The organism is Paenibacillus sp. 2KB_20, from assembly GCF_052115765.1.
Taxonomy (GTDB): Bacteria; Bacillota; Bacilli; order Paenibacillales; family Paenibacillaceae; genus Paenibacillus_AQ.
The window spans coordinates 339,787-361,362 of record NZ_JBFRHH010000003.1; the positions used below are offsets into that span (position 1 = coordinate 339,787).

Annotated in this window: 19 protein-coding genes; 1 reads left to right on the forward strand and 18 read right to left on the reverse strand. The window is 52.5% G+C overall.

Annotated features, from left to right (window positions below; genetic code table 11):
* Positions 1 to 6: 6 nt before the first annotated feature.
* From rlmN to AB4124_RS11000, 13 genes are all read right to left on the reverse strand, one after another.
* Positions 7 to 1,047: a 23S rRNA (adenine(2503)-C(2))-methyltransferase RlmN gene (rlmN, locus tag AB4124_RS10940; protein ID WP_076320734.1), complete on the reverse strand. Its 1,041-nt coding sequence runs from the start codon at positions 1,045 to 1,047 to the stop codon at positions 7 to 9.
* Positions 1,048 to 1,227: 180 nt separating this feature from the next.
* A complete protein-coding gene (gene rsmB / locus AB4124_RS10945) occupies positions 1,228 to 2,610 on the reverse strand; it encodes a 16S rRNA (cytosine(967)-C(5))-methyltransferase RsmB (RefSeq protein ID WP_441972836.1) in 1,383 nt (460 codons plus the stop codon).
* Complete coding sequence (fmt, locus tag AB4124_RS10950; protein ID WP_441972838.1) at positions 2,607 to 3,548, reverse strand: methionyl-tRNA formyltransferase; 942 nt, start codon at positions 3,546 to 3,548, stop codon at positions 2,607 to 2,609. The genes rsmB and fmt overlap by 4 nt, the downstream gene beginning before the upstream one ends.
* Positions 3,545 to 4,039 carry a peptide deformylase gene (def, locus tag AB4124_RS10955; RefSeq protein WP_430112839.1) on the reverse strand — a complete coding sequence of 165 codons (495 nt, stop codon included), beginning with the start codon at positions 4,037 to 4,039 and terminating at the stop codon, positions 3,545 to 3,547. Before def ends, fmt begins: the two co-directional genes overlap by 4 nt.
* A 43-nt stretch (positions 4,040 to 4,082) precedes the next feature.
* Positions 4,083 to 6,611 carry a primosomal protein N' gene (gene priA, locus AB4124_RS10960; RefSeq protein ID WP_076320730.1) on the reverse strand — a complete coding sequence of 843 codons (2,529 nt, stop codon included), beginning with the start codon at positions 6,609 to 6,611 and terminating at the stop codon, positions 4,083 to 4,085.
* Positions 6,611 to 7,864: a bifunctional phosphopantothenoylcysteine decarboxylase/phosphopantothenate--cysteine ligase CoaBC gene (gene coaBC, locus AB4124_RS10965; RefSeq protein WP_213645286.1), complete on the reverse strand. Its 1,254-nt coding sequence runs from the start codon at positions 7,862 to 7,864 to the stop codon at positions 6,611 to 6,613. The genes priA and coaBC overlap by 1 nt, the downstream gene beginning before the upstream one ends.
* A 123-nt stretch (positions 7,865 to 7,987) precedes the next feature.
* Positions 7,988 to 8,188, reverse strand: a complete 201-nt coding sequence (rpoZ, locus tag AB4124_RS10970) for a DNA-directed RNA polymerase subunit omega (RefSeq protein ID WP_076320729.1) — start codon at positions 8,186 to 8,188, stop codon at positions 7,988 to 7,990.
* A gap of 58 nt (positions 8,189 to 8,246) precedes the next feature.
* On the reverse strand, positions 8,247 to 8,819 hold the full coding sequence (gene gmk / locus AB4124_RS10975; protein ID WP_076320728.1) for a guanylate kinase: 573 nt from the start codon (positions 8,817 to 8,819) through the stop codon (positions 8,247 to 8,249).
* A gap of 13 nt (positions 8,820 to 8,832) precedes the next feature.
* Complete coding sequence (remA, locus tag AB4124_RS10980; RefSeq protein WP_006209218.1) at positions 8,833 to 9,093, reverse strand: extracellular matrix/biofilm regulator RemA; 261 nt, start codon at positions 9,091 to 9,093, stop codon at positions 8,833 to 8,835.
* Between the two features lie 53 nt (positions 9,094 to 9,146).
* On the reverse strand, positions 9,147 to 10,034 hold the full coding sequence (locus AB4124_RS10985) for a YicC/YloC family endoribonuclease (RefSeq protein ID WP_430112833.1): 888 nt from the start codon (positions 10,032 to 10,034) through the stop codon (positions 9,147 to 9,149).
* 38 nt (positions 10,035 to 10,072) lie between these two features.
* Positions 10,073 to 11,944: a bifunctional homocysteine S-methyltransferase/methylenetetrahydrofolate reductase gene (locus AB4124_RS10990; protein WP_430112830.1), complete on the reverse strand. Its 1,872-nt coding sequence runs from the start codon at positions 11,942 to 11,944 to the stop codon at positions 10,073 to 10,075.
* Between the two features lie 182 nt (positions 11,945 to 12,126).
* Positions 12,127 to 12,963 (reverse strand): diaminopimelate epimerase, encoded by an 837-nt coding sequence (gene dapF / locus AB4124_RS10995; RefSeq protein ID WP_430113150.1) that lies wholly within the window; start codon positions 12,961 to 12,963, stop codon positions 12,127 to 12,129.
* A 75-nt stretch (positions 12,964 to 13,038) separates the two neighbouring features.
* Positions 13,039 to 15,834 carry a calcium-translocating P-type ATPase, SERCA-type gene (locus tag AB4124_RS11000; RefSeq protein WP_430112829.1) on the reverse strand — a complete coding sequence of 932 codons (2,796 nt, stop codon included), beginning with the start codon at positions 15,832 to 15,834 and terminating at the stop codon, positions 13,039 to 13,041.
* Positions 15,835 to 16,012: 178 nt separating this feature from the next.
* On the opposite strand from AB4124_RS11000, the gene AB4124_RS11005 reads away from it, so the two are divergent.
* Positions 16,013 to 17,770, forward strand: a complete 1,758-nt coding sequence (locus tag AB4124_RS11005; protein WP_430112828.1) for an Rqc2 family fibronectin-binding protein — start codon at positions 16,013 to 16,015, stop codon at positions 17,768 to 17,770.
* Between the two features lie 175 nt (positions 17,771 to 17,945).
* Here the strand turns inward: AB4124_RS11005 and AB4124_RS11010 are convergent, their stop codons facing one another.
* From AB4124_RS11010 to AB4124_RS11030, 5 genes are all read right to left on the reverse strand, one after another.
* On the reverse strand, positions 17,946 to 18,812 hold the full coding sequence (locus AB4124_RS11010; RefSeq protein WP_441972843.1) for a PHP domain-containing protein: 867 nt from the start codon (positions 18,810 to 18,812) through the stop codon (positions 17,946 to 17,948).
* 38 nt (positions 18,813 to 18,850) lie between these two features.
* The gene (locus tag AB4124_RS11015; protein ID WP_441972845.1) at positions 18,851 to 19,756 is read right to left on the reverse strand and encodes a selenium metabolism-associated LysR family transcriptional regulator; all 906 of its coding nucleotides are present in this window, start codon (positions 19,754 to 19,756) and stop codon (positions 18,851 to 18,853) included.
* 118 nt (positions 19,757 to 19,874) lie between these two features.
* Positions 19,875 to 20,312 (reverse strand): hypothetical protein, encoded by a 438-nt coding sequence (locus AB4124_RS11020; protein ID WP_076320722.1) that lies wholly within the window; start codon positions 20,310 to 20,312, stop codon positions 19,875 to 19,877.
* Between the two features lie 429 nt (positions 20,313 to 20,741).
* Positions 20,742 to 21,005, reverse strand: a complete 264-nt coding sequence (locus AB4124_RS11025) for a YlbG family protein (protein WP_076320721.1) — start codon at positions 21,003 to 21,005, stop codon at positions 20,742 to 20,744.
* A gap of 47 nt (positions 21,006 to 21,052) precedes the next feature.
* Entirely contained in the window at positions 21,053 to 21,490 is a 438-nt protein-coding gene (locus AB4124_RS11030; RefSeq protein WP_098743096.1) for a YlbF family regulator, read from the reverse strand.
* Between the last annotated feature and the right edge of the window lie 86 nt (positions 21,491 to 21,576).

Below are 21,576 nucleotides of genomic sequence, written 5' to 3' on the forward strand. Positions count from 1 at the left end.
ATCTTCTCACCCCAACTCCATATGCTTGGCCCGCAGCTGACCGCAAGCGGCAGCGATATCATGGCCTTGTTCACGACGGATGGTCACATTGACCCCCTTGTCTGCTAACGCACGTTGAAATTTGAAAATATCGTTACGCGATGTGCGAACATATTTCCGTTCCGGCACATGGTTAACCGGAATCAGATTGACGAAGCAGTTCATATCCTTAATGACATCCGCAAGCTCTTCGGCATGCTCAACCTGATCGTTTACGCCGCCGATCAAGGCGTATTCAAACGTAATGCGCCGTCCGGTTTTTGCTTGGTAATAACGAAGCGACTCAATCACGTCATCAAACGGGAACCGGCGGTTAACAGGCATTAACTTGGAGCGCAGCTTATCGTTCGGTGCATGAATGGAGATGGCCAGATTAATCTGAGTATCCTCTTCCGTGAATTTATAGATGTTAGGCACAATGCCACTCGTCGAAACGGTAATGTGGCGCTGGCCGATATTCAAGCCTTTTTCATGGATCATCGTGCGCAGAAACTTCATGGTCGCTTCATAGTTCTCAAACGGTTCGCCTGAGCCCATGATCACGATGCTGCCGACACGTTCTCCCGTTTTATCGAGAATCTTCTGCGCCTGAACCACCTGGGCAACAATCTCGCCAGAGGTCAGATTTCGCTTCAAGCCACCCAGTGTGGATGCACAGAACGTACATCCGATGCGGCAGCCTACCTGCGTTGTAACGCAGATGCTGTTGCCGTAATTGTGCCTCATGATGACGGTCTCGATCGCATGGTCATCATGCAGACCGAACAGAAACTTGACCGTTCCGTCCTTTGACTCCAGCTTGGTGATTTCCGTCAGGGTAACAAAACTGAACTCCTGCTCCAGCTTCGTCCGAAGCTCCTTGGACAGATTCGTCATTTCCGCAAAGTCGTTCACCCGCTTTACGTACAGCCAGTCATAGATCTGGGTTCCGCGAAACGCCGGTTCCCCATTCTCTTGAGCCCATGCTTGAAGCTCTTCCAGTGAATAATCATATATAAAAGGTTTCATTCTCACCACACCTGTCTAATTTAGAGGAAGTCCAGTCAGCATTCTTCCGAACTCTCCCTATTACATTCATATGCATCTCTTTTTTCATTCTTCCTATTCTAACATAAATAAAAGAGACGGTAAAAGAGGAAAACCCGCCGGCATTGGCGGGATACGACTATAGTCATGGCGGCGGACACCCTAAGAGGGGCGTCTGCCGAGTCTTGCAATGTAAAAGCCGTCACTGTGATAGTGCTGGGGCAGAATTTGAATCCCGCCTCCACGCTGAAGCGATTTCTCTCCCAGCCGGCTTAAGGCTCCAAGACCGTCTTTCGGGATGTCAAACTCGGAATGGCCTTCCAGAAAAGCAGATACAACGCCTTCATTCTCCAGCGGCTCAATCGTACACGTGCTGTACACCAAGAGTCCTCCGGGACGAAGTAACGTGGAGACCGACTCCAGCAGCCTTAGCTGAAGCGCTGCAATTTCATGTATGTCCTCCTGTGACTTGCCCCACTTCAGATCAGGCTTGCGACGGATTACGCCAAGGCCCGAGCATGGAGCATCCAGCAAAATTCGGTCAAAAGACGCAGGCTCGAAGCGGTCAACCAAATCCAGCGCGTCACCAGTCACGATCGAAATGCTGTCCAGTCCCAAACGGCTGGCCTGATCCGATATCAGCTTGCCTTTATGGGCATGGATGTCGTTGGCAACAATGCTGCCTTCATCCTTCATCAGTTCGCCCATGTGGGCACTTTTCCCGCCCGGGGCTGCACAGCAATCCAGCACCCGCATTCCCGCCTCTGGCTTGACAGCCTCGGCGACCAGCATGGAGCTTTCATCCTGGATCGAGATCATCCCGTCCCGATACCAATCGGTCAAGGCCATATTGCCCGCTCCTTTTACGACAATCCCATAGGGGCTAAGCGACGAAGGGGTGGCATCGAGGCCGTGGCTGCTCATTAATGCCAGCATGTCCTCCCGGCTGATCATCGTGGTGTTCACCCTAACGCTGACAACCGGCGGTTCATTGTTCGCGGCACAGATTGCCTCTGTCGTCTCGATCCCGTACTGGGATATCCAGCGCTCCACCAGCCACTGCGGATGGGAATGCAGCAGAGAAATGCGCTGGGCCGCCGGCATATTCTCAGGGATCGCCAAGCTTTCCTTCTGACGCAAAATATTCCGAAGCACCCCGTTCACCATACCGGAAATCCCTTGATGCCCGCGGCGCTTCGCCAGATTAACGGCCTCGCTGACAACCGCGTGATCCGGAATCCGATCCAGATATACGACCTGATACAGACTGATGCGAAGCAGTGCCCTTACCCACGGCTGCAGCTTCTGTACCCCTTTATTGACAAACTTGTCCAAAAAATAATCGAGCGTGTTCAGTCGCGAGATCGTGCCATAGATCAGCTCTGTAGCAAGTCCGGCGTCGCTCTTCGCAAGCGAGGACTTCTGCAAGGCGGTGTTGAGCAGAAGATTGCTGTACGCCCCCTCCTGCTCAACCTGTGTTAATACATTCATCGCCAGCTCTCTGGGGGAGTCCTGACGCCCCTTCGGGCTGCGGTTTCCGCTCACGTCAGCACCGTCCCGGCCGTCAAGCTCGTCCCGCGCACGAATTGCGCTGCATCCATTGCCTTCTTGCCGCTGGGCTGAACCCTAAGCAGCGTCAGCGCGCCGTCGCCTGTTTTCACGATGATCCCCTTCTCATGCAGCTCCAGCACGGTTCCGGGCTGTGCATCGCCAGATGGCTTCTGAGCGCTGTCCGGCTTAGCCGCTGCCCATACTTTGAACACTTCCCCGTTCCACAGCGTAAATCCACCGGAGAAAGGAACCAGACCGCGAATTTGATTGTAAATTTCGCGGGAAGTGCGATTCCAGTCGATCTTCTCGTCATCCCGGGTCAGGTTCGGAGCATACGTTGCCTTCGTTTCATCCTGGGGCTCGGCCTCCACCTTGCCCTTCACGAGCCGCGGCAGCTCCCGCAGGAGCAGCTCCGCACCGGCTTGGCTCAGCTTCTCGAACATCGTTCCGGCCGTATCGTCATCTTCAATGGGAACCTCGGTCCGTGCGATCATGTCCCCCGTGTCGAGCCCCTCAGCCATATACATCAGGGTGATGCCTGTTACGGATTCTCCGTTGATGATGCTGCGCTGAATCGGAGCTCCTCCCCGATAAGCGGGGAGCAGCGAGCCGTGGACATTAAGACAACCGAGTGACGGCATATCCAGCACTGATTTCGGCAGGATTTGGCCATAGGCGGCCGTGACGATCAAATCAGGCTTATATCGGGCCAGCTCGGCCACGGCTTCCGGATTCCGCAGCCGCTGAGGCTGCAGCACCGGGATGCCGTGACGAAGAGCGGCTTCCTTAACCGGTGTTGGGGTTAGCACTTTTTTACGCCCTTGCGGACGGTCAGGCTGCGTAACAACGGCAGCTATGGAATAACCTTTGGCAATCAACATTTCCAGGCTGGGTACTGCAAAGGCCGGGGTGCCCATAAATACAATATTCATCGATTCTCCAGCTCATTTCTCGGCTGTTCCGGAACATACTCATACACCCGATCAGCGATTTCCGTAAACAGCACCCCGTTCAGATGATCGATTTCATGCTGAAACGCTCTCGCAAGCAGCCCGGTACCCGTAATGATAAGCTCTTTGCCTTCACGATCAAGCCCCTTAACCGTCACTTTCTCCGCACGGCGCACATCCCCGTTCCATCCCGGAATGCTCAGGCAGCCCTCCGGTCCGAATTGCTCGCCTTCGCTCTCCACGATCTCCGGATTGATCATTTTGATCAAACCGTGCTCGTCACCGGCATCGATCACGATCAGACGCTTCAGAATGCCGACCTGCGGCGCAGCTAATCCAACGCCTTCCGCATCGTACATGGTATCGGCCATATCGTCCAGGAGCTTCTGAACATTCGGCGTAATTTTGGTAACTTCCTTTGCCTTTTTATGAAGAACCTCATCCGGTTCTTTAACGATAATACGAATCGCCATGTCTATGACACCATCCTTGTGCTTTTCATCATTATATGCTGAATTACATTAACATTTGCGGATCTACGTCAATACTGATCTGGAGCTTGCTGTCCCGCGCCGAATCCTGAAGCTTCTCGGCAACCGAACGTACCAGCGAGACAGCATCCATCGTTCCCCGCCATTTTATCATACATTGAAATCTGTATCTATTTTTCAACCGCGGAATAGGGGAGGCTACCGGGCCCAATATATCGAGCGCGCTAGCGTCGAATCGGTCCAGACTCCCAAACCATCCCCGGCGGTCGGATTCGCTTTTGATGGTCGCGGCAAAATTCTCCGCCATTCTTACCAGCAGCGGCAGCTGTTCATGCGACAGCGTCACCAGGATCAGCCTGCAATACGGCGGATAATGGAGCGCTTTGCGGTGCTTCAGCTCGTCCTTGACAAACGATAAATAATCATGGCTGCTTGCATGAATAATCGAATAATGCTCGGGTGTATAGGATTGGATAACCACTTCACCCGGCAGATGATGGCGTCCTGCTCTTCCGGCAACCTGCGTCAGCAACTGAAACGTCTTCTCTGCCGCCCGGAAATCGGGCAGGTTCAGCGCCGAATCGGCTGTAATGACACCGACCAAGGTGACATCGGGGAAATCCAGGCCTTTGGCGACCATCTGGGTACCTAGCAGCACGTCCCCTTTTTTATCCCGAAACTGCTTCAGCAGCTTCTCATGGGAACCCTTCTCGGTCGTGGTATCCACGTCCATCCGAATGACGCGAATGCCGGGAAACAGCTTGGCCAATTCTTCCTCGACACGTTGCGTTCCCGTACCGAAATAGCGTATATGTTCACTTCCGCAATCCGGGCAAACCTCCGGCGCTTGTGCGGCATAACCGCAATAATGGCAGCGCAAATTATTCGATTTCTGATGATAGGTTAGCGATATGTCGCATTCCGGACAGCCTGCCACATATCCGCAGCTCCGGCACATGACAAACGTGGAGTAGCCCCGCCGATTCAGCAGCAGTACCGTCTGTTCCCCGCGTTCCAGCCTTGCCGAAATCGCGGCATGCAGGGAGCGGCTAAACATCGAGCGATTTCCTTCTCGCAGCTCCTCTCGCATATCCACGACCTGGACCTCAGGCAGCTTGTTGCCCAGCGCACGGCTCGGCATCTCCAGCAGATGAGGCGCAAAATCATCCTGAGCTTGCGATCTCGCCGCATGGTAACTCTCCAGCGAAGGCGTTGCCGAACCCAAAATGACGGCTGCACCGGTCAGCTGGGCACGGTGAATCGCAACATCCCTGGCATGGTACTTCGGCGTCTCTTCCTGCTTATAGGAACCTTCATGCTCTTCATCCATAATGATCAAGCCCAGACGGTCAAACGGCGCAAACACTGCCGATCGTGCGCCCACGACAACGGACGCCCGGCCTTCCCTTATTTTCCGCCATTCATCGTAACGCTCCCCATCTGAAAGCCGGCTGTGCATGACAGCTACGCGATCGCCAAAACGGGCTTTGAATCGTTCCACCATTTGGGGTGTCAGCGATATTTCAGGCACCAGCACAATCGCCTGGCGCTCCTGTTCGAGGCATCGCTGAATCGTTTGCAGGTAGATTTCGGTCTTGCCGCTGCCTGTTACCCCGTGGAGAAGAAACACGCCATGCTTGCGTTCATCCAGCTTGTGCACGATGCTGCGGTACACCGCTTGCTGCTCCGGTGTGAGCGCTAATGGGGTGCTAGGCGTAAAATGCCGCCCCCGATAGGGGTCACGGAACACTTCGATATCCTCAAGGGTAATCAGCCCTTTGTCCGCCAGCGCCTTCACGGTGCCTGCGGTGACGCCCAGCGCCTGTAGCAGATCCTTCTGCGATATCGGCAGAAATGCTTCCATTTCCAAAATATACTGGAGCACTTCCTTCTGGCGCTGGGCCTTGGCCGGAAATGAGGCAAGCGCCAGATGCGCTTCCTCGCTCGATACGGCAAGCTCTACCGCTTTCACCGTTTTTTTCTGCAGTTTATCCTTGATTTGCTGATATTCACTCAGCCGTCCACGGCCGATCAGTGCTTTGATGGTGGCAGCCCCATCCGGAAATGCCCGCGTTAACTGCTGGAGCGAAACCTCGCCTCTCTGACTGACAAAGCGGATGATCTCCTGTTCCGACTCACTCTCGGGCAGGAGCGCAAATAATCCGTCGGTTTCATCCGTCGGAGACGTGTCTGAATCGCCAATGGAAATGTACCGCTCAGCCTTCCCTTTCAGCGCCGTTGGCAGCATCGACTGCAGAACCGATATATAGCGGCATGCATACCGCTCCTTCATCCATTCTCCAAGCTCAATCAGTTCAGGCGACAGCGGCGGCATCACATCGAGCACTTCCTGAATCGGCTTCATTTTCGCCGTATCCATCTCGGGCCGGGGATGCAGAGAGACCACAAACCCCTGAAGCGTACGATGCCCGAACGGCACGCCGACCCGGCTGCCTACCTCGACCCATGGGCGGAGCTCCTCAGGGATTAAATAATCAAAAGGCCGGTCCGTATCCTTGGACGGCACGTCCACAATCACTCGTGCCATTTCCATCAGGATGACCTCCCGGACAACCGATCAGCCGCCAGCGTTAACAGCCTCTGGGCCACTTCCTCCTTGGACATCACGGGAAGCTGCAGGACCAGCCCTTCTGCATCAAAGATATGAACGCTGTTCGTATCCGTGCGGAAGCCTGCTCCTTCCTGTGTAACATCGTTAGCAACGATCAGATCGCAATTTTTGCGTTTCAGCTTTTCTCTGGCAAACTGCTCCACCGTATCGGTCTCAGCGGCAAACCCGATTAAGAACTGGGTGGTTTTTTGGCGTCCCAGGCTCTCCAGAATGTCCGTTGTCTTGACAAGATCCAGCGTCATCGTCTCCCCGCGCTTTTTGATCTTTGATGTTGCTACCTCAGCAGGCCGATAATCGGCAACCGCTGCTGCCTTGACCACGATATCGCTATGATCGAACACGCGTTGCACCGCATCGTACATATCTTGAGCCGATTCCACCTTTTCCGTCTTGATTCCCTCTGGCGGAGCTTCATCGGTATGAGCGGCAATGAGGTGAACATCCGCTCCCAGCTGCTTGGCCACTTTCGCAATCGCAAACCCCATTTTTCCGGAAGAATCATTCGTTATATACCGGACCGGATCAATGCGTTCGATCGTGCCGCCGGCCGTGACAACTACCTTTTTACCATGCAATATGCCTGTCGAGCTGCTCGCCATTTCCTCATTCAACGCCACAGGTTGTGCGGCACGATCTCGGAAAAACCGGTCAACCACGTCAACAATCGTATCGGGCTCTTCCATCCGTCCCTTACCGACATATCCGCAAGCAAGAAGCCCTTCTCCGGGTTCAATCATGGATACCCCGCGGGAGACCAGCGTCTCCATATTCGCCATGACGGCCGGGTGCGTGTACATATGCACGTTCATTGCCGGCGAGATCATGACAGGAGCCGTGGTCGCGAGCAGCGTTGTGGTCAGCATGTCATCCGCCAGGCCATGTGCCATCTTGCCGATGACATTGGCTGTGGCCGGAGCGATCAATACCAAATCGGCCAAATCAGCCAAATGGATATGCGAGACGACCGATGGGTCCCGTTCATCAAAGGTATCGCTATAAACCGGGTTTTTAGTCAGCGTTTGAAGCGTTAATTCCGGAATGAACTGCTTCGCGGATTCCGTCATAATGACATGCACATCCGCTCCCCTCTGGACAAGCCTGCTGCATAAAGTCGCTGCTTTATACGCGGCAATGCCACCTGTAACGCCAAGCACAATGACTTTTCCGTTCAACATGACAATCCCCCGCTTTCCATAGTGTAAAGGCTATATTCTCATATCTTCTCAAAAAAATAACAACCTTTCGGTTGTCACATTTTCGCGCGCTAACGCATGATATTCAAATATTGAAAAAAGGTCTTAGTCCTGTCCCCGCTCGATTTTCACGTAATCGCCATAGATTTCTTCCAGAGCGACACCAACAAACTTATGGGATTTCGGATTCTTCAACTCGCTGACTCCGCCTTCACGCAATTGGCGTGCACGGCGGGAAGCCGCAACCACAAGAGAATATTTACTGTCTACTTTATTCATCATTTCATCAATGGATGGATATAACACGGTCGAAGCACCTCTTCTTCTTTTACTTGAAAGTTAACGCCGTCTATGAAAAGACAGGTTACTTTCTCACCTTACAATGTTCGGCAATAATGATAGATTGTATTCTCTCACAAGCGAGATTGATTTCATCGTTCACTACCGCATAATCATAATGCTGCAGTAAATTGATTTCGTCAACCGCTACGGACATGCGGTGGTCGATGGTAGCTTGACTCTCTGTCCCACGTCCCTGGATCCGATCTTTCAGTTCATCCAGCGACGGCGGCATCAGAAACACAAAGATACCTTCTGGAAACTTCTCCTTGACCTTCAGCGCACCCTGCACTTCGATCTCCAGTATAATATCCTTGCCGGAGGCTAAAGTTTCTTCCACAAAATCACGCGGGGTTCCATAATAGTTCCCGACGTATTCCGCATATTCGAGAAGCTGGTCGTTCTCAATCATATCCATGAATTGTTCCCGACTTTTGAAAAAATAGTTCACACCATGTACCTCGCCGAGCCGCGGTGAACGTGTCGTAGCCGACACCGAATACACCAGCTCTGGAACCAGGCTGCGAAGTGCCGTACAGACGGTTCCTTTTCCCACCCCGGAAGGACCGGACAATACAATCAATAATCCTCTAGACATAGTACTCCTCATCTTATTCGTCGTTGTCGTCATCTTTGCTGGACAGACGGTGAGCCACCGTTTCTGGCTGCACAGCCGATAAAATCACGTGGTCGCTATCCGTAATGATAACAGCTCGTGTCCTTCGGCCATATGTAGCATCAATCAGCATATGACGGTCCCGTGCTTCTTGAATGATCCTCTTGATCGGAGCCGATTCAGGACTCACGATAGAGATGATCCGATTGGCCGATACGATGTTTCCGAAGCCAATATTAATAAGTTTGATTGCCATTGTGCGGTTGCTCCCCCTATACATTTGACTCTTACTTGCCGATGAAGCTGCGGTCATTCCACATTAGCGGCTTGTTCACGAATCTTCTCCAGTTCCGCTTTCATTTCGACAACACGGTTTACCAGAGTCAGATGATTGGCTTTCGATCCAATCGTATTGACTTCTCTGTTCATTTCTTGAATCAGAAAATCAAGTTTACGGCCTACAGGGCTTTTCTGATGAAGCAGCTCTCTGCATTGTTCCAAATGACTGTGAAGTCGAATCAACTCCTCGTCCACATTAGAACGTTCAGCAAACAGGGCAACTTCCATTCCGAATATATGTTCATCAACAGCAAGCGACCCGTCATCAAGAGATTCTATGCGCTGCCGCAGACGCTTCCGGTACTCTTCCGGAACTTCAGGAGCAAATTCGGTCATCTCTCGGTGAAGCAGCTGCAATCGGTCTAACCTCTGCCCGATATCCTTCACGAGAAAAGAACCTTCCCTGCTGCGCATCTGAATCAGACCCTCCAGCGCTTGTTTAAGACCTTGAAGAAGCGCATCATTCCATAACTTCTGCTGCGCTTCATCCATGGGAAGTCCGCTCGGACTAACAAGAACATCTGGCAGCGACAAAATATCCCGCACCGCCAGATCTCCCTTGATTCCATATGACTTCAAATCCTCGGCTGCCTGTAAATACGCCTGAACCATGGCGTGGTTCAGCACAGCACCCTGGGACTCGCCGTTGTTTTCCTTGTTAATATAAACATCAATCCGCCCGCGTCCAATTCGGCTCTGTACCGCCCGTCGAAGTGAATCCTCGAAGCAAGCCCACTCACGGGGCATACGAAAGACGATTTCACAATACCGATGATTGACTGACTTCACTTCGAAAGAGATACTGTAACCTTGAAAATCGACAACGGATTGCCCATATCCGGTCATGCTCAATGACATCGGAATCACATCCATTACACTATTGTAATTGATAATTATTAATGAAACAAGGGGGTCAATCGACGGCCCGATTTCTCCCAGACATACTCCATTAATTGTACGCTCATTTCATAGAACATAAACGGCGTCATTAAGTATATGCCGTTAAAATGCTCTGTTGCAACATCCAGCAGCTCCTTGCCGATCTTGACACCCATCGCCCGGCCCGCTTCACCTTCAAGTCCGGCCATGCGGCTGCGGACTTCGTCCGACAGTTGAATGCCCGGTACCTCATTATGCAGGTATTCCGCGTTCCGTCCGCTTGCCAGCGGCATGATGCCGATAAAGATCGGAATATCCAGATGTGCCGTCGCTTCCCTCAGCCTAACCATTAACTCGGGATCGTACACAGGCTGTGTCATCACATAATCCGCACCCGACGCAATCTTCTTCTCCAAGCGGGCAACCGCTTTGTCCAGATGCCTTACATTGGGATTAAACGCTGCGCCGACAACGAATTTGGCCTTCTGCTTAAGCGGCTTTCCGGAAAAAGCAATGCCGTCGTTCAGCTGTTTGATCATGCGGATGATTTCAAATGAGGTCATGTCGTACACCGAGCTGGAATCCGGCAAATCCCCGAAGCGTGCCGGATCCCCCGTCACCGCAAGCACATGGTCGATGCCAAGCGCATCAAAGCCCATCATGTGCGACTGCGTGCCGATCAGGTTTCGGTCACGGCAAGCGATGTGGATCAGCGGCCGCAGTCCCGTGCGTGCTTGTACTAGATGGCCGAGCGCCATGTTGCTCATACGGGTTACGGCCAGCGAGTTATCTGCAAGGGTCAGCGCATCGGCTCCCGCTTTTTTCAACGCTTCCGCACCCTTCATGAACTTGGTGATATCCAGATCCCTTGGAGGGTCCAGCTCGACGATAACGGTATGACGTTCCTTCACGATATCGACAATCGTCGGCTCCCCGATGCGCTCGTAAAATTGCTCTTGGGCTGTCTCGTGAATCACGATCCGGTTGACTTCAGCCTCTTCGACGGCAGGAAGCGGAGCGGGTACGTAATCGGACAACGCCGATGATATTTCGGCGATATGCTCCGGTGTCGTTCCGCAGCAGCCGCCGACAATCCGGGCACCACGTTTCGCAAACTCCAAAGCCGTCTTGCCGAAATACTCGGGACTCGCACCATAAAGGTATTCCCCATCCACATAATCAGCGATCCCCGCATTTGGGTAGACCGAAGCCGGAAGATTCATAATGCCGTTCAGGGTTTCAAGTGCGCGCATGATACCGTTTGGACCCGTCCGGCAGTTAAAGCCGATCACGTCCGCACCTTCTTGACTCAGGATGCGGTAAGCATCCGGCATCGTGAAGCCGTCCAGTGTACGGGCAATATCCTCTACCGCAAACTGGCAGATCACCGGCAGATCGCTAAGCATCCGAGCCTGCGCCAAAGCCAATTGAATCTCGTCCACGTCATAAAACGTTTCGAGCAGAATGCCGTCAACGCCTTCCGATATGAGTACCGACAGCTGCTCTTCGAAGTAACGCTTGAGCTCGCTCGTGGAAATGTTGCTTCTTTTGCCTGCACGAATGGAGCCTACCGCACCCACTACATATCCGTGATCGCCGGCAGCTTCACGCGCAATTCTCACGCCTGCGCGGTTAATCTCTCCTACCTTCGCCTCCAAACCGTATTTGGACAGCTTGTCATAATTGGCAGAGAACGTGTTCGTCTCAATGACCTGGGCACCAGCCTCAGCATACTGGCGATGAACGTTTCCGATGACCTCCGGAGAGGTTAAATTCAGTTCTTCATATGATATGCCTACAGGAAATCCTTTTTGATATAAATAAGTACCCATCGCGCCGTCACCGACCAGTACCTGATTCTCCCATGCCTGCCGAAGATTCGGTTTCATCGCGTTTCTCCTCCACCCGACGTTTATTTTCAACTAATGTATCATAAAACCTCTCAAAAGATAAAGAGACAAAAGGGAAGCCTTCAGAAGGCCTCCCTAACGTGTCCACCCCTAATGGACAATCTTTAGATCATACTGTTTTTTCACTTTTGCGGGCGGGATTGTAACGGCTGGCGGATGCTCTACAAGGCAATCGTGCCTGCGTACACGACCTCGGCTGGCCCTGTCATGTACACATGATTGTCGGACTCATCCCACTCGATAAACAAGTCCCCGCCTTTAAGAGAGATCGTTGCGCTGCGATCTGTCAATCCGTTCAGTACCGAGGATACCAAAGTTGCGCAGGCGCCGGTGCCGCAGGCCAAGGTCGGTCCTGCACCACGCTCCCATACCCGCATGTCCACTTGGCCCCGTGAATTCACCGTCGCAAACTCCACGTTAATCTTTCTCGGGAACAGCGGATGTACCTCAAGCTTAGGTCCCCATTCACCGAGATCGAAGTTAATGGCATCGTCCACATAAATGACGCAGTGCGGATTGCCCATGGACACCGCGGTGAAGCGGAAATCCTGGCCGTCCACTTCAATTGGATGATTCACCACCGGATGGAGATCGATCAATGTAGGCACGCTCAGTCCATTCAGGACCGGTTCACCCATATCGACCCGCACGCTGCTCACTTGACCATCCTGCACCGTAAGGCGTACTTGCTGTACCCCGGCGCCGATGGTTTCAATGGTAATCTCCTCTCGTTCAATATGGCCGTGATCATACACATACTTCGCTACACAACGAATGGCGTTGCCGCATTGTTCCGCTTCGGAACCATCTGAGTTCATTATGCGCATCATGAAGTCAGCCTTCGTGGAAGGCAAAATATATACAAGTCCGTCTGCACCGATGCCGAAAAAGCGATTGCACAGCTTCACGGCCCATTCGGATGCATGGGATGGAAGTTCTTGCTCGCCGTATACGACAACGAAGTCGTTGCCAAGTCCATGCATTTTCGTAAATTCCATCATAAAACCCATCTCCTCTGCAATTGCTATGCTCGTGCTTAGCATATCGCAGAGGTGATGGGCTATCCATTCAATTTATGCCGAAATATTTGCACTCTTCGTCATCATGCTGCGGCGGTTCCGGTTGCGGTTTCGTCTGCCTCCCCACACGCTTCCCGCTCCCATCAGGAAGGTAGGAATGCCGGCGGCCACGAGTGTCAGTGCCCATTCCTTCAAATTCAATGGAACGGTCTTAAAGATCGGCTGAAACGCCTCGATGTACATGACGCCAAGCATCAGCAATACCGAGGACAGCACAGCAAGCACCAGCGCTTTGTTCTGAAGCGGATTGCGATGGAAAATCGAACGCGAGCTGCGGCAGTCAAACACATGGATCAGTTGGGCCATGACGAGTGTCGCAAAGGCAACGGACTGTGCCTTGGCCAACTGACCCGGATCATTCGGCGCGATGCGCAGCGTAATCCAAAATGCGCCAAGTGTACACAGGCCGATCAATATGCCGCGGCTGATGATTTTCCAACCAAGACGTCTGGCAAAAATATTTTCCTTGGCTCCGCGCGGCTTGTGCTCCATCAGATCCTTCTCCGGCTGATCCACCCCGAGCGCCATAGCCGGCAGTCCGTCTGTCACGAGGTTGACCCACAGAATCTGGATCGGAACGAGCGGAAGCGGCAGACCCATCATCATCGCGAAAAACATCGTCAGAATTTCGCCGACATTAGAAGCCAGCAAATAGCGGATAAATTTGCGAATATTTTCATAGATGCTGCGCCCCTCCTCAATCGCTGAAACAATTGTGGAGAAATTATCATCACTGAGCACAAGCGAAGACGCTTCCTTCGTTACGTCTGTCCCGGTAATCCCCATGGCAATTCCGATATCCGCCGCTTTGATGGCCGGAGCATCATTCACGCCGTCCCCCGTCATGGCAACCACATGCCCCTTACGTTGAAGCGACTTTACAATGCGGAGCTTATGCTCAGGGGATACGCGGGCGTAAACAAAGGTCTGATCCACCCTCGCATCCAGCTCTTTGTCATCCATCCCGGATAACTCCTGGCCTGATAACGACAGGCCGTTCCTTGGCAGGATGCCAAGCTGGGCGGCGATCGCTTCCGCCGTGGTCCGGTGGTCGCCCGTAATCATGACGGTCTTGATGCCCGCGCGGCGGCATGTCGCAATCGCATCGCGCACTTCACGGCGCGGCGGATCGATCATCCCGGCCAGCCCGACAAAGATAAGCTGGCTCTCGGCCTCTTGCTCCGTTTCCGGCTTGTCATAAGAACGCAAATCCCGATAAGCCAAACCAAGCACGCGCAGCGCATCGGAGGCCATACCTTCATTGGCGGCAAACACCTTCTGACGGAGCGTAGCGGTAAGCGGAACAACATTTCCGTCCCACATAATATAAGCACATGCATCTAGCAGCACATCCGGCGCGCCTTTCGTGCAGAGCAAGCGTCCGCCCTGATGGCTGACAATGACGGACATCAGCTTTCGCTCCGAATCAAACGGAAACTCTTTGTCTCTCTGGTAGATGGAGTTCAGGCTTCCCTTTGTCAATCCCATTTTGGACGATAACGTCAACAGCGCACCTTCGGTCGGGTCCCCTTTTAATTCCCAGGCAGCAGCTGTCGGCTCTTCCTTGCTCTTCCGCTTGTTCCGCGTTTCTTCCTGCACGTTCTCATAGATTTCGGCATTGTTGCACAGACCGCTGATTTGCAATAATCTGCGCAGGCCCTGGTCGGACCGCAGCTCGACCGGTTTGCCTCTATGAAGGATCTGACCCGTCGGGTCATAACCGTGCCCGGTCACTTCCAATGAGCGCCCTCCCAGCCAAACTTGGGTTACGGTCATTTTATTTTGCGTGAGCGTCCCGGTTTTGTCCGAACAGATTACGGATGCACAGCCCAGCGTTTCCACGGATGGCAGCTTGCGTACAATCGCTTTGCGCTTAATCATGCGCTGCACGCCGAGGGCGAGCGCAATCGTGACGATGGCCGGAAGCCCTTCCGGGATGGCCGCAACCGCAAGACTGACTCCTGCAAGGAACATGCCTGCGGCAGGCTGTCCATGCAGAATGCCTGCTACGACGACCAGAATCGTAAGCCCCAGTGAAACGGCGATCAGGATTTTGCCCAACTGCTCCAGTCGATGCTGCAGCGGCGTCTCCTGGGATTCCGTGTTCTGGATCAAATCGGCGATTTTGCCCATCTCCGTATCCATTCCGGTTCGGATGACAACACCCTTCGCCGTACCGCGGACCACCATCGTGCCCATGAACCCGATGTTCTTCCGGTCACCCAGGGGAACATCCGCATCGCGGATCGGCTCGGCATGTTTATTCACCGGCAGGGACTCGCCGGTCAAGGCCGATTCCTCGACGCTGCAGCTGTTGATCTCAAGCCAGCGAACATCGGCCGGAATGCGGTCTCCGCTCTCGACGAGCACGACATCGCCAGGGACGAGTTCTCTGGCCGCAACCTGCACCACTTTGCCGTCCCGAATGACCCTGGACATTGGTGCGGACAGCTGCTTTAAGGCCCGAAGCGAGCGTTCCGCCTTGAATTCCTGAACGAAACCAAGAATCCCGTTGATCAGGATGATGGCTACAATCGTTACGGCATCCAGATACTCACCCAGCAGACCCGATACCAGGGTGGCTCCAAGGAGCACCAACGTCATGAAATCCTTAAATTGATTCAGAAACAGAACAAATGGAGAAATTTTAACGCCCTCGGAGAGCTCATTATAGCCGCTTTTTTTTCGTCTCTCCCCGGTTTCCTCTTCCGTGAGGCCCTGCTCCGGATGCATATGCAGCGCTTGCTGCAATTCATCCGTATCCATCTGATGCCATTGCTTTTGTTCCATGCTTCCTTTCCCTCCCGGTTGTTTTCCTCCGGCGGATGACAGCTTTTCCACCCTTTCTACGTAAATGTATTCGGACAGGTCCTGAATTATCACAGAAGGGGCCTTAAGTTTTTAAGGGAAATATGGCATCATAGAGAAGTACGATAGGAAGGGTAACAGACAGATAGGAGAATGAAGGATGGCATTAGACGGCATTGTCACACGTGCGATCGTGCATGAGCTTCAATCATGCCGGGGCGCACGGATCAATAAAATATATCAACCGAACGATCGGGACATCGTGTTTCATATACGCACCCAGCAGGGAAACGCCAAGCTGCTGCTATCCGCAAACCCCACGTATCCCAGGGTTCATCTGACACAGGAGACCTTTCTGAATCCGGCCGAAGCCCCTATGTTTTGCATGATTCTGCGCAAGCATTGCGAGAGCGGCATCATCGAGGACATCCAGCAGGTCGGTATGGAACGAATTATCCATATTACGATCCGGCAGCGCGACGAACTTGGGGATATCTCCTCCAAGAAAATCATCGTCGAACTGATGGGCAGACACAGTAACATCATTCTGCTCGACCCAGCAAGCGACACCATTCTGGACGGCATCAACCATGTGACACCCGCCATCAGCAGCTATCGCGTGGTCATGCCAGGATTCGCCTATACGAATCCGCCGGAGCAGCACAAGCTGAATCCGCTCGAAACCTTGCAGGAAGCCTTCCGGGAATCTTGTCTGATGAACGAGGAGCAGGCCGTTCCATGGTTGGTCAGCGCGTTCAGCGGCCTCAGTCCGCTCGCGGCACAGGAAATTGCCCACCGTGCAGGAGAAAGCAGTGCTAGCGGGGTTGAGGGGGAAAAAGATTGCGGCAGCCTGTGGAGCGTTTTTGATGAACTCATGGAACAAGTTCGTAACCATCAATATACGCCCGTTACAGGCGTCAATGCCAAGGGGAAATCGGTGTTCTCCGTCATTCCGCTGACCTTGCTGGTGGACGAAACCACAACCTACGAGTCTGTCAGCCGATGCATGGAGGATTATTACGGGGATAAGGCGCAGCGGGATACAGTTAAACAGAAGGTAAGCGACCTCCTCCGATTCCTGCAGAATGAACGGACGAAGAACATCAAGAAGTTGGATAATCTGAATAAGGACTTGGAAGAAGCCGGGGATGCCGACCGGTATCGTATCTTTGGCGAGCTTCTCTTCGCCTCGCTCCATCAGATTAAGAAGGGCGACCGTGAAGCCCAGCTGGTTAACTTCTATGATGAAGAGCAGGCGACCGTCACCATCCCGTTGGATCCGCTCCTGACTCCGTCGGACAATGCACAGCGCTATTTCAAAAAATATAACAAGTACAAGAACAGCCTCGCGGTCATCGACGAACAATTAATCAAAACCCGCGAAGAGATCAACTATATCGAGAATCTTCTGCAGCAGCTGTCGCATGCTTCCTTGAGCGACATCGATGAAATCCGGGAAGAGCTGATCCAGCAGGGATACTTAAGAGACCGCAATCGTAAAGCGAAGAAAAAGAAGAAAAACGACAAGCCGACGCTGCATGTCTATACTTCATCCGAAGGCATCGAGCTTTATGTAGGCAAAAACAACCTACAAAACGAGTACGTTACCAACCGTCTCGCTTCCTCTAACGATACATGGCTGCACACCAAGGATATCCCGGGCTCCCACGTGGTTATCCGCAGTAGCGAGTACGGGGATGCAACGCTGCAGGAAGCGGCACAGCTGGCTGCTTATTACAGTCAGGCGAAAGAATCGAGCAGTGTTCCCGTCGACTACACACTCATTCGCCATGTACGCAAGCCGAATGGAGCCAAGCCCGGATTTGTCATTTATGACAATCAGAAAACGCTGTTTGTCACGCCAGACGAGCAGCGGATCAAGGCGATGCCCAGTTCGGTAAAAAACAATCGTAACTAAGATAATCTAAGACATCGATATATCGTTAATTTAACTAAAAAACGGGTAACCCGAAAGGTCGTGTGACCAGCCGGGATGCCCGTTTTTTCTTATTCTCATGCCAGGATTCTCCTATACGAATCCGCCGGAGCCGCACAAACTTAATCCGCTCGAAACCGGCAGTATTGTCGGGTTCTCAGCTCCTTGCCTGCGCCTGTTGAAGTTGGTCCAACACCTGGATAGATACCTGGCGGCTGCCGATATCCCCATGGAATACCTGGCCCTGCCTCTCACCATGGTAATCCGATCCGGCGGTCACGATCAAGCCGTAATCTTCGGCCATGGCCAAGTAGCGTTTCTCCTCCGCTGCCCCATGGTCCGAATGATAGACTTCAATCCCTTTGAATGCAGCCTCTTCAATGACCGTTCTCACCAACGCGTCATCGCTGTAGAGTCCAGGGTGTGCAAGCACCGGCACACCCCCGGCTTCCCGTATCCATTCGCAGGCTTCCTTGGGATGAATCCGCGGCTGCGGCACATAAGCAGCTGCGCCCTGTGCGAGATAACGGTCGAAGGCATCCCTGAGATCGAGAGCAAGGCCCTTCAGGACCAGCGCATCCGCAATATGCGGGCGGCCGATGCTCTCATCGGGTTCCAGCGGCCGTCCCAAGCTGGCGATCACTTCCTCCATCGTAAGCTCGATGCCAAGCTCTCTTAGCTTGCTCATGATCTTCTCATTACGCTTCTCCCTCGTGCGACGGAGCTCTGCCAGCCGCTCCAGAAATACGGGGTCCCGGTAATCTATGTAATAGCCTAGGACGTGAATATCCGTCCCGCATGCCATGGTGCTGATTTCTACGCCAGGGACCACGACCATGTTCAGCCGTTCTCCGGCTTGCAGCGCTTCCTCGACACCAGCTACGGTGTCATGATCCGTTATAGCTAGCGCCCCAAGTCCCCGATCGAAGGCAAGCTGCACGTTCTCCGAAGGTGTGTTCACCCCGTCCGAAGCCTGAGTGTGGGAGTGAAGGTCGCAGCCTGTCCGATCCATCGATGTATCCATGATATTCAATCCCCTTTCGTTGTATGTGCGGGTGTGCTTTATCGCTGGTTTCGCTGGCGTTCCCTTAAATAGGCCAAAAACGTCATCGCCGACATCGGCAGAAGCGCTGACCGCAACTGAATGGAATAAAAGTTCCGTTTAAATGAGGCATCCGCAATATCGATCATTTTGACTAAGCCGAGCGCCGTTTCATGCTTGACCGTTGAGGTCGACAGCATCGTAATGCCGAGTCCTTCCTCTACCGCCGATTTCACCGCTCCCGTACTCCCAAGCTCCATTACCGTCCGGATGTTCTCGGGATCGTACCCCCGCATAAGCAGCACATGCTCCATCACCTTCCGGGTGCCAGACCCCTTCTCACGAAGGACAAACGGATACTTCAGCACCTCCTCCAAATATATCGCATCTTCCCTTGTCGCTAAAGGATGGCTGGAAGGAACGATCAGTTTCAGTTCATCCTCCATAACCGAATCCAGGACCATATCCGGATGCTCGACAGGTGCCTCAATCAGCCCAAAATTCAATTGATGGCCAGCGATTTCCTCGAGAATCTGCGTGGTGTTCATCACTTTAAGCATGATGGATATATCGGGATACTCCCGGCCGAAGGGCCCCAGCAATCGAGGCAGCACGTACTCCCCGATAGTCAGGCTAGCCCCCAGTTGCAGTCTTCCCTGGAGCTTATTTGAGAATGCCGCCATCGCTGCGTCCGTTTCCTGCGACAGCTCCAGGCTCTTGCGGGCAAAAGGAAGCAGCGTCCTCCCGGCCTCGGACAATTCCATGCGCTTGGTGGAACGAATGAGGAGCTTTGTCCCAAAATATTCCTCCAACGATTGCACCTGCATCGTCACAGCGGGCTGGCTCATATGAAGCGCCTGGGCAGCAGCGGAAAAACTCCCACGCTCTGCTACCGTATAAAAAATATGTAGCTGATGAAAGTTCATAGCATCGGTTCCCCTCTCGCTGCCTCTCTTTGTTATTATCATTGTAACGGATCAGAGCGGAGCATACAAAAAAGACATCCGCGCTTACGCTCGCATGCCATATGATGACTCTATTTCTTTATTTACGTTTCCGGCTATTCTTAATCAGTGTCATACGACGTGAATGGCGAAGCCATGAGTAATACGACTTCAGGTCTCGAAGCTCAATGGTTTCTGACATACGTCCCAAAAAAGTTACAATGATCATCCGGTGCAGCGGGTTGCCAATCAAATCACGTTCATGCTCCAGCTCCGAAAACTCCGCCACAACCACCAAGTCGTCGTCAATCAGATAGACATCCTGTTCGTTGCGGTAATACGGCACGATCCGGTCCTGTTTCAGGCACTCCCACATCCAAGTCCCGATTTCCTCATGGGAGGTGTCGTTACCCTGAACCCGGTCCGTATAACGGCTCTTCGCATGATTGGTAATGATGATGTCGGCTACCTTTTTATCATTTAACGTAATATAAAACGGCTCATAGGTGCTCCACCGCTCTGTCCCTTTGTCGCGCATGGAATATCACTCTCCACCAAATGGGTCTTTGTATCTATGTATATATACCCAACATATTACATCATTCCACTGGCATTCACAAGATTGAAACCTCGCTTCTTGTGAACAATCACCGAAAATTTAGAAATATCTCTAGTTGTATCCTGTGCGTTAGGCGCTGACGTCGCCTGGAATGATGGCTTGATTAAAATGTAAATTGTACCTTACTTATACTATTTTATCAAACAAGATTCCGATTTATGCCAATCTATCGCCATCAATCCAAAAAAACTTTATAAAAAAGTGGATTTCTCTTGCGATATCAGGAAGTCCCATGCTTCAATTTTATACCTTCCAATATCTTAAAAAAAGCGGCCCCCGTGGGGGCCGCTTTACGCTCTTTATGCTAACTTATGCGTTAACGTTAGAGTCTTGATCAGGCACATCATGCTAAGGACCGTAAAACTTCGCTTTATCCGGCCCTTTGCTGCTGTACTCCGTCTTGATCTCATTCCGGAAGGAGCGCTCGATCTTACGAACGTAGGACAATCTCCGGATGTTCTTCATTGTTTCCTCGGCGCGGTCAGCATTGACGTACATGACAACATAATGCATGCGGCGTGATATATAGTGCACGCTGCCGTATTTCTCCAAATTTCTTGCTGCCTTTACATCGCTGACCCATATAATAAAACCGGTCCGTTCAGCCAACATCCTAAGCTCCTCGCCTCACTTTCGTCTCTATCTCTAGTCTATGCTTATTATCCGCACGAACAAGCTCCGCCGCTGCCGCACCCCTTCTTGGGAAGAGGATCGTTGCCAGGTACCTTGATGCTCTCCGAAACCGAAAAAGCAATCTTCTCCGACATCGAATGCAGCAGATCGTCCAGATTCTTCTCCGCCTGCTTAAACCGGGCTACAGGCTCGTAAGCCTCAAGCTCCGCCTCCACTGCGGCTACTTCATCCTTGGCCGAATGGTAATTCGGGTGAAAGTGACCGAACCGCTGAGTCTCTTCAAATAGCTCTTTCTTGGAATCAAGCTTTCTGATCAAAGCCTGAATCGTAGGATCACCTTCAACTGCCTGCTTCCAATATAGATAATCCGCCACTTCGACGGAAGCATTAATCATGTCGCCTATTTCATAGGCATAGGTGAGCACCTCGGCCATATCGACCGTGTTTATTTCCGATACGCTCATGAACTCATCCCGCTTTTCTAATAGTTTGGCCCACGCTTTATTTTTGTGGACTCTTTCATCATAGCATAACGCTCGTATCTTAAGAA

What these genes read in the sequence shown, in the direction of transcription:
- rlmN (WP_076320734.1), bottom strand. Translation starts at nt 1,047, where the DNA reads ATGAAACCTTTTATATATGATTATTCACTGGAAGAGCTTCAAGCATGG.
- gmk (WP_076320728.1), bottom strand. Translation starts at nt 8,819, where the DNA reads ATGTCTAGAGGATTATTGATTGTATTGTCCGGTCCTTCCGGGGTGGGA.
- AB4124_RS11000 (WP_430112829.1), bottom strand. Translation starts at nt 15,834, where the DNA reads ATGGAACAAAAGCAATGGCATCAGATGGATACGGATGAATTGCAGCAA.
- AB4124_RS11025 (WP_076320721.1), bottom strand. Translation starts at nt 21,005, where the DNA reads ATGTTGGCTGAACGGACCGGTTTTATTATATGGGTCAGCGATGTAAAG.
- AB4124_RS11015 (WP_441972845.1), bottom strand. Translation starts at nt 19,756, where the DNA reads ATGAACTTTCATCAGCTACATATTTTTTATACGGTAGCAGAGCGTGGG.
- dapF (WP_430113150.1), bottom strand. Translation starts at nt 12,963, where the DNA reads ATGGAATTTACGAAAATGCATGGACTTGGCAACGACTTCGTTGTCGTA.
- AB4124_RS11030 (WP_098743096.1), bottom strand. Translation starts at nt 21,490, where the DNA reads ATGAGCGTATCGGAAATAAACACGGTCGATATGGCCGAGGTGCTCACC.
- AB4124_RS11005 (WP_430112828.1), top strand. Translation starts at nt 16,013, where the DNA reads ATGGCATTAGACGGCATTGTCACACGTGCGATCGTGCATGAGCTTCAA.
- remA (WP_006209218.1), bottom strand. Translation starts at nt 9,093, where the DNA reads ATGGCAATCAAACTTATTAATATTGGCTTCGGAAACATCGTATCGGCC.
- coaBC (WP_213645286.1), bottom strand. Translation starts at nt 7,864, where the DNA reads ATGTTGAACGGAAAAGTCATTGTGCTTGGCGTTACAGGTGGCATTGCC.
- def (WP_430112839.1), bottom strand. Translation starts at nt 4,039, where the DNA reads ATGGCGATTCGTATTATCGTTAAAGAACCGGATGAGGTTCTTCATAAA.
- fmt (WP_441972838.1), bottom strand. Translation starts at nt 3,548, where the DNA reads ATGAATATTGTATTTATGGGCACCCCGGCCTTTGCAGTACCCAGCCTG.
- AB4124_RS11020 (WP_076320722.1), bottom strand. Translation starts at nt 20,312, where the DNA reads ATGCGCGACAAAGGGACAGAGCGGTGGAGCACCTATGAGCCGTTTTAT.
- AB4124_RS11010 (WP_441972843.1), bottom strand. Translation starts at nt 18,812, where the DNA reads ATGGATACATCGATGGATCGGACAGGCTGCGACCTTCACTCCCACACT.
- AB4124_RS10990 (WP_430112830.1), bottom strand. Translation starts at nt 11,944, where the DNA reads ATGAAACCGAATCTTCGGCAGGCATGGGAGAATCAGGTACTGGTCGGT.
- priA (WP_076320730.1), bottom strand. Translation starts at nt 6,611, where the DNA reads ATGGAAATGGCACGAGTGATTGTGGACGTGCCGTCCAAGGATACGGAC.
- AB4124_RS10985 (WP_430112833.1), bottom strand. Translation starts at nt 10,034, where the DNA reads ATGTCATTGAGCATGACCGGATATGGGCAATCCGTTGTCGATTTTCAA.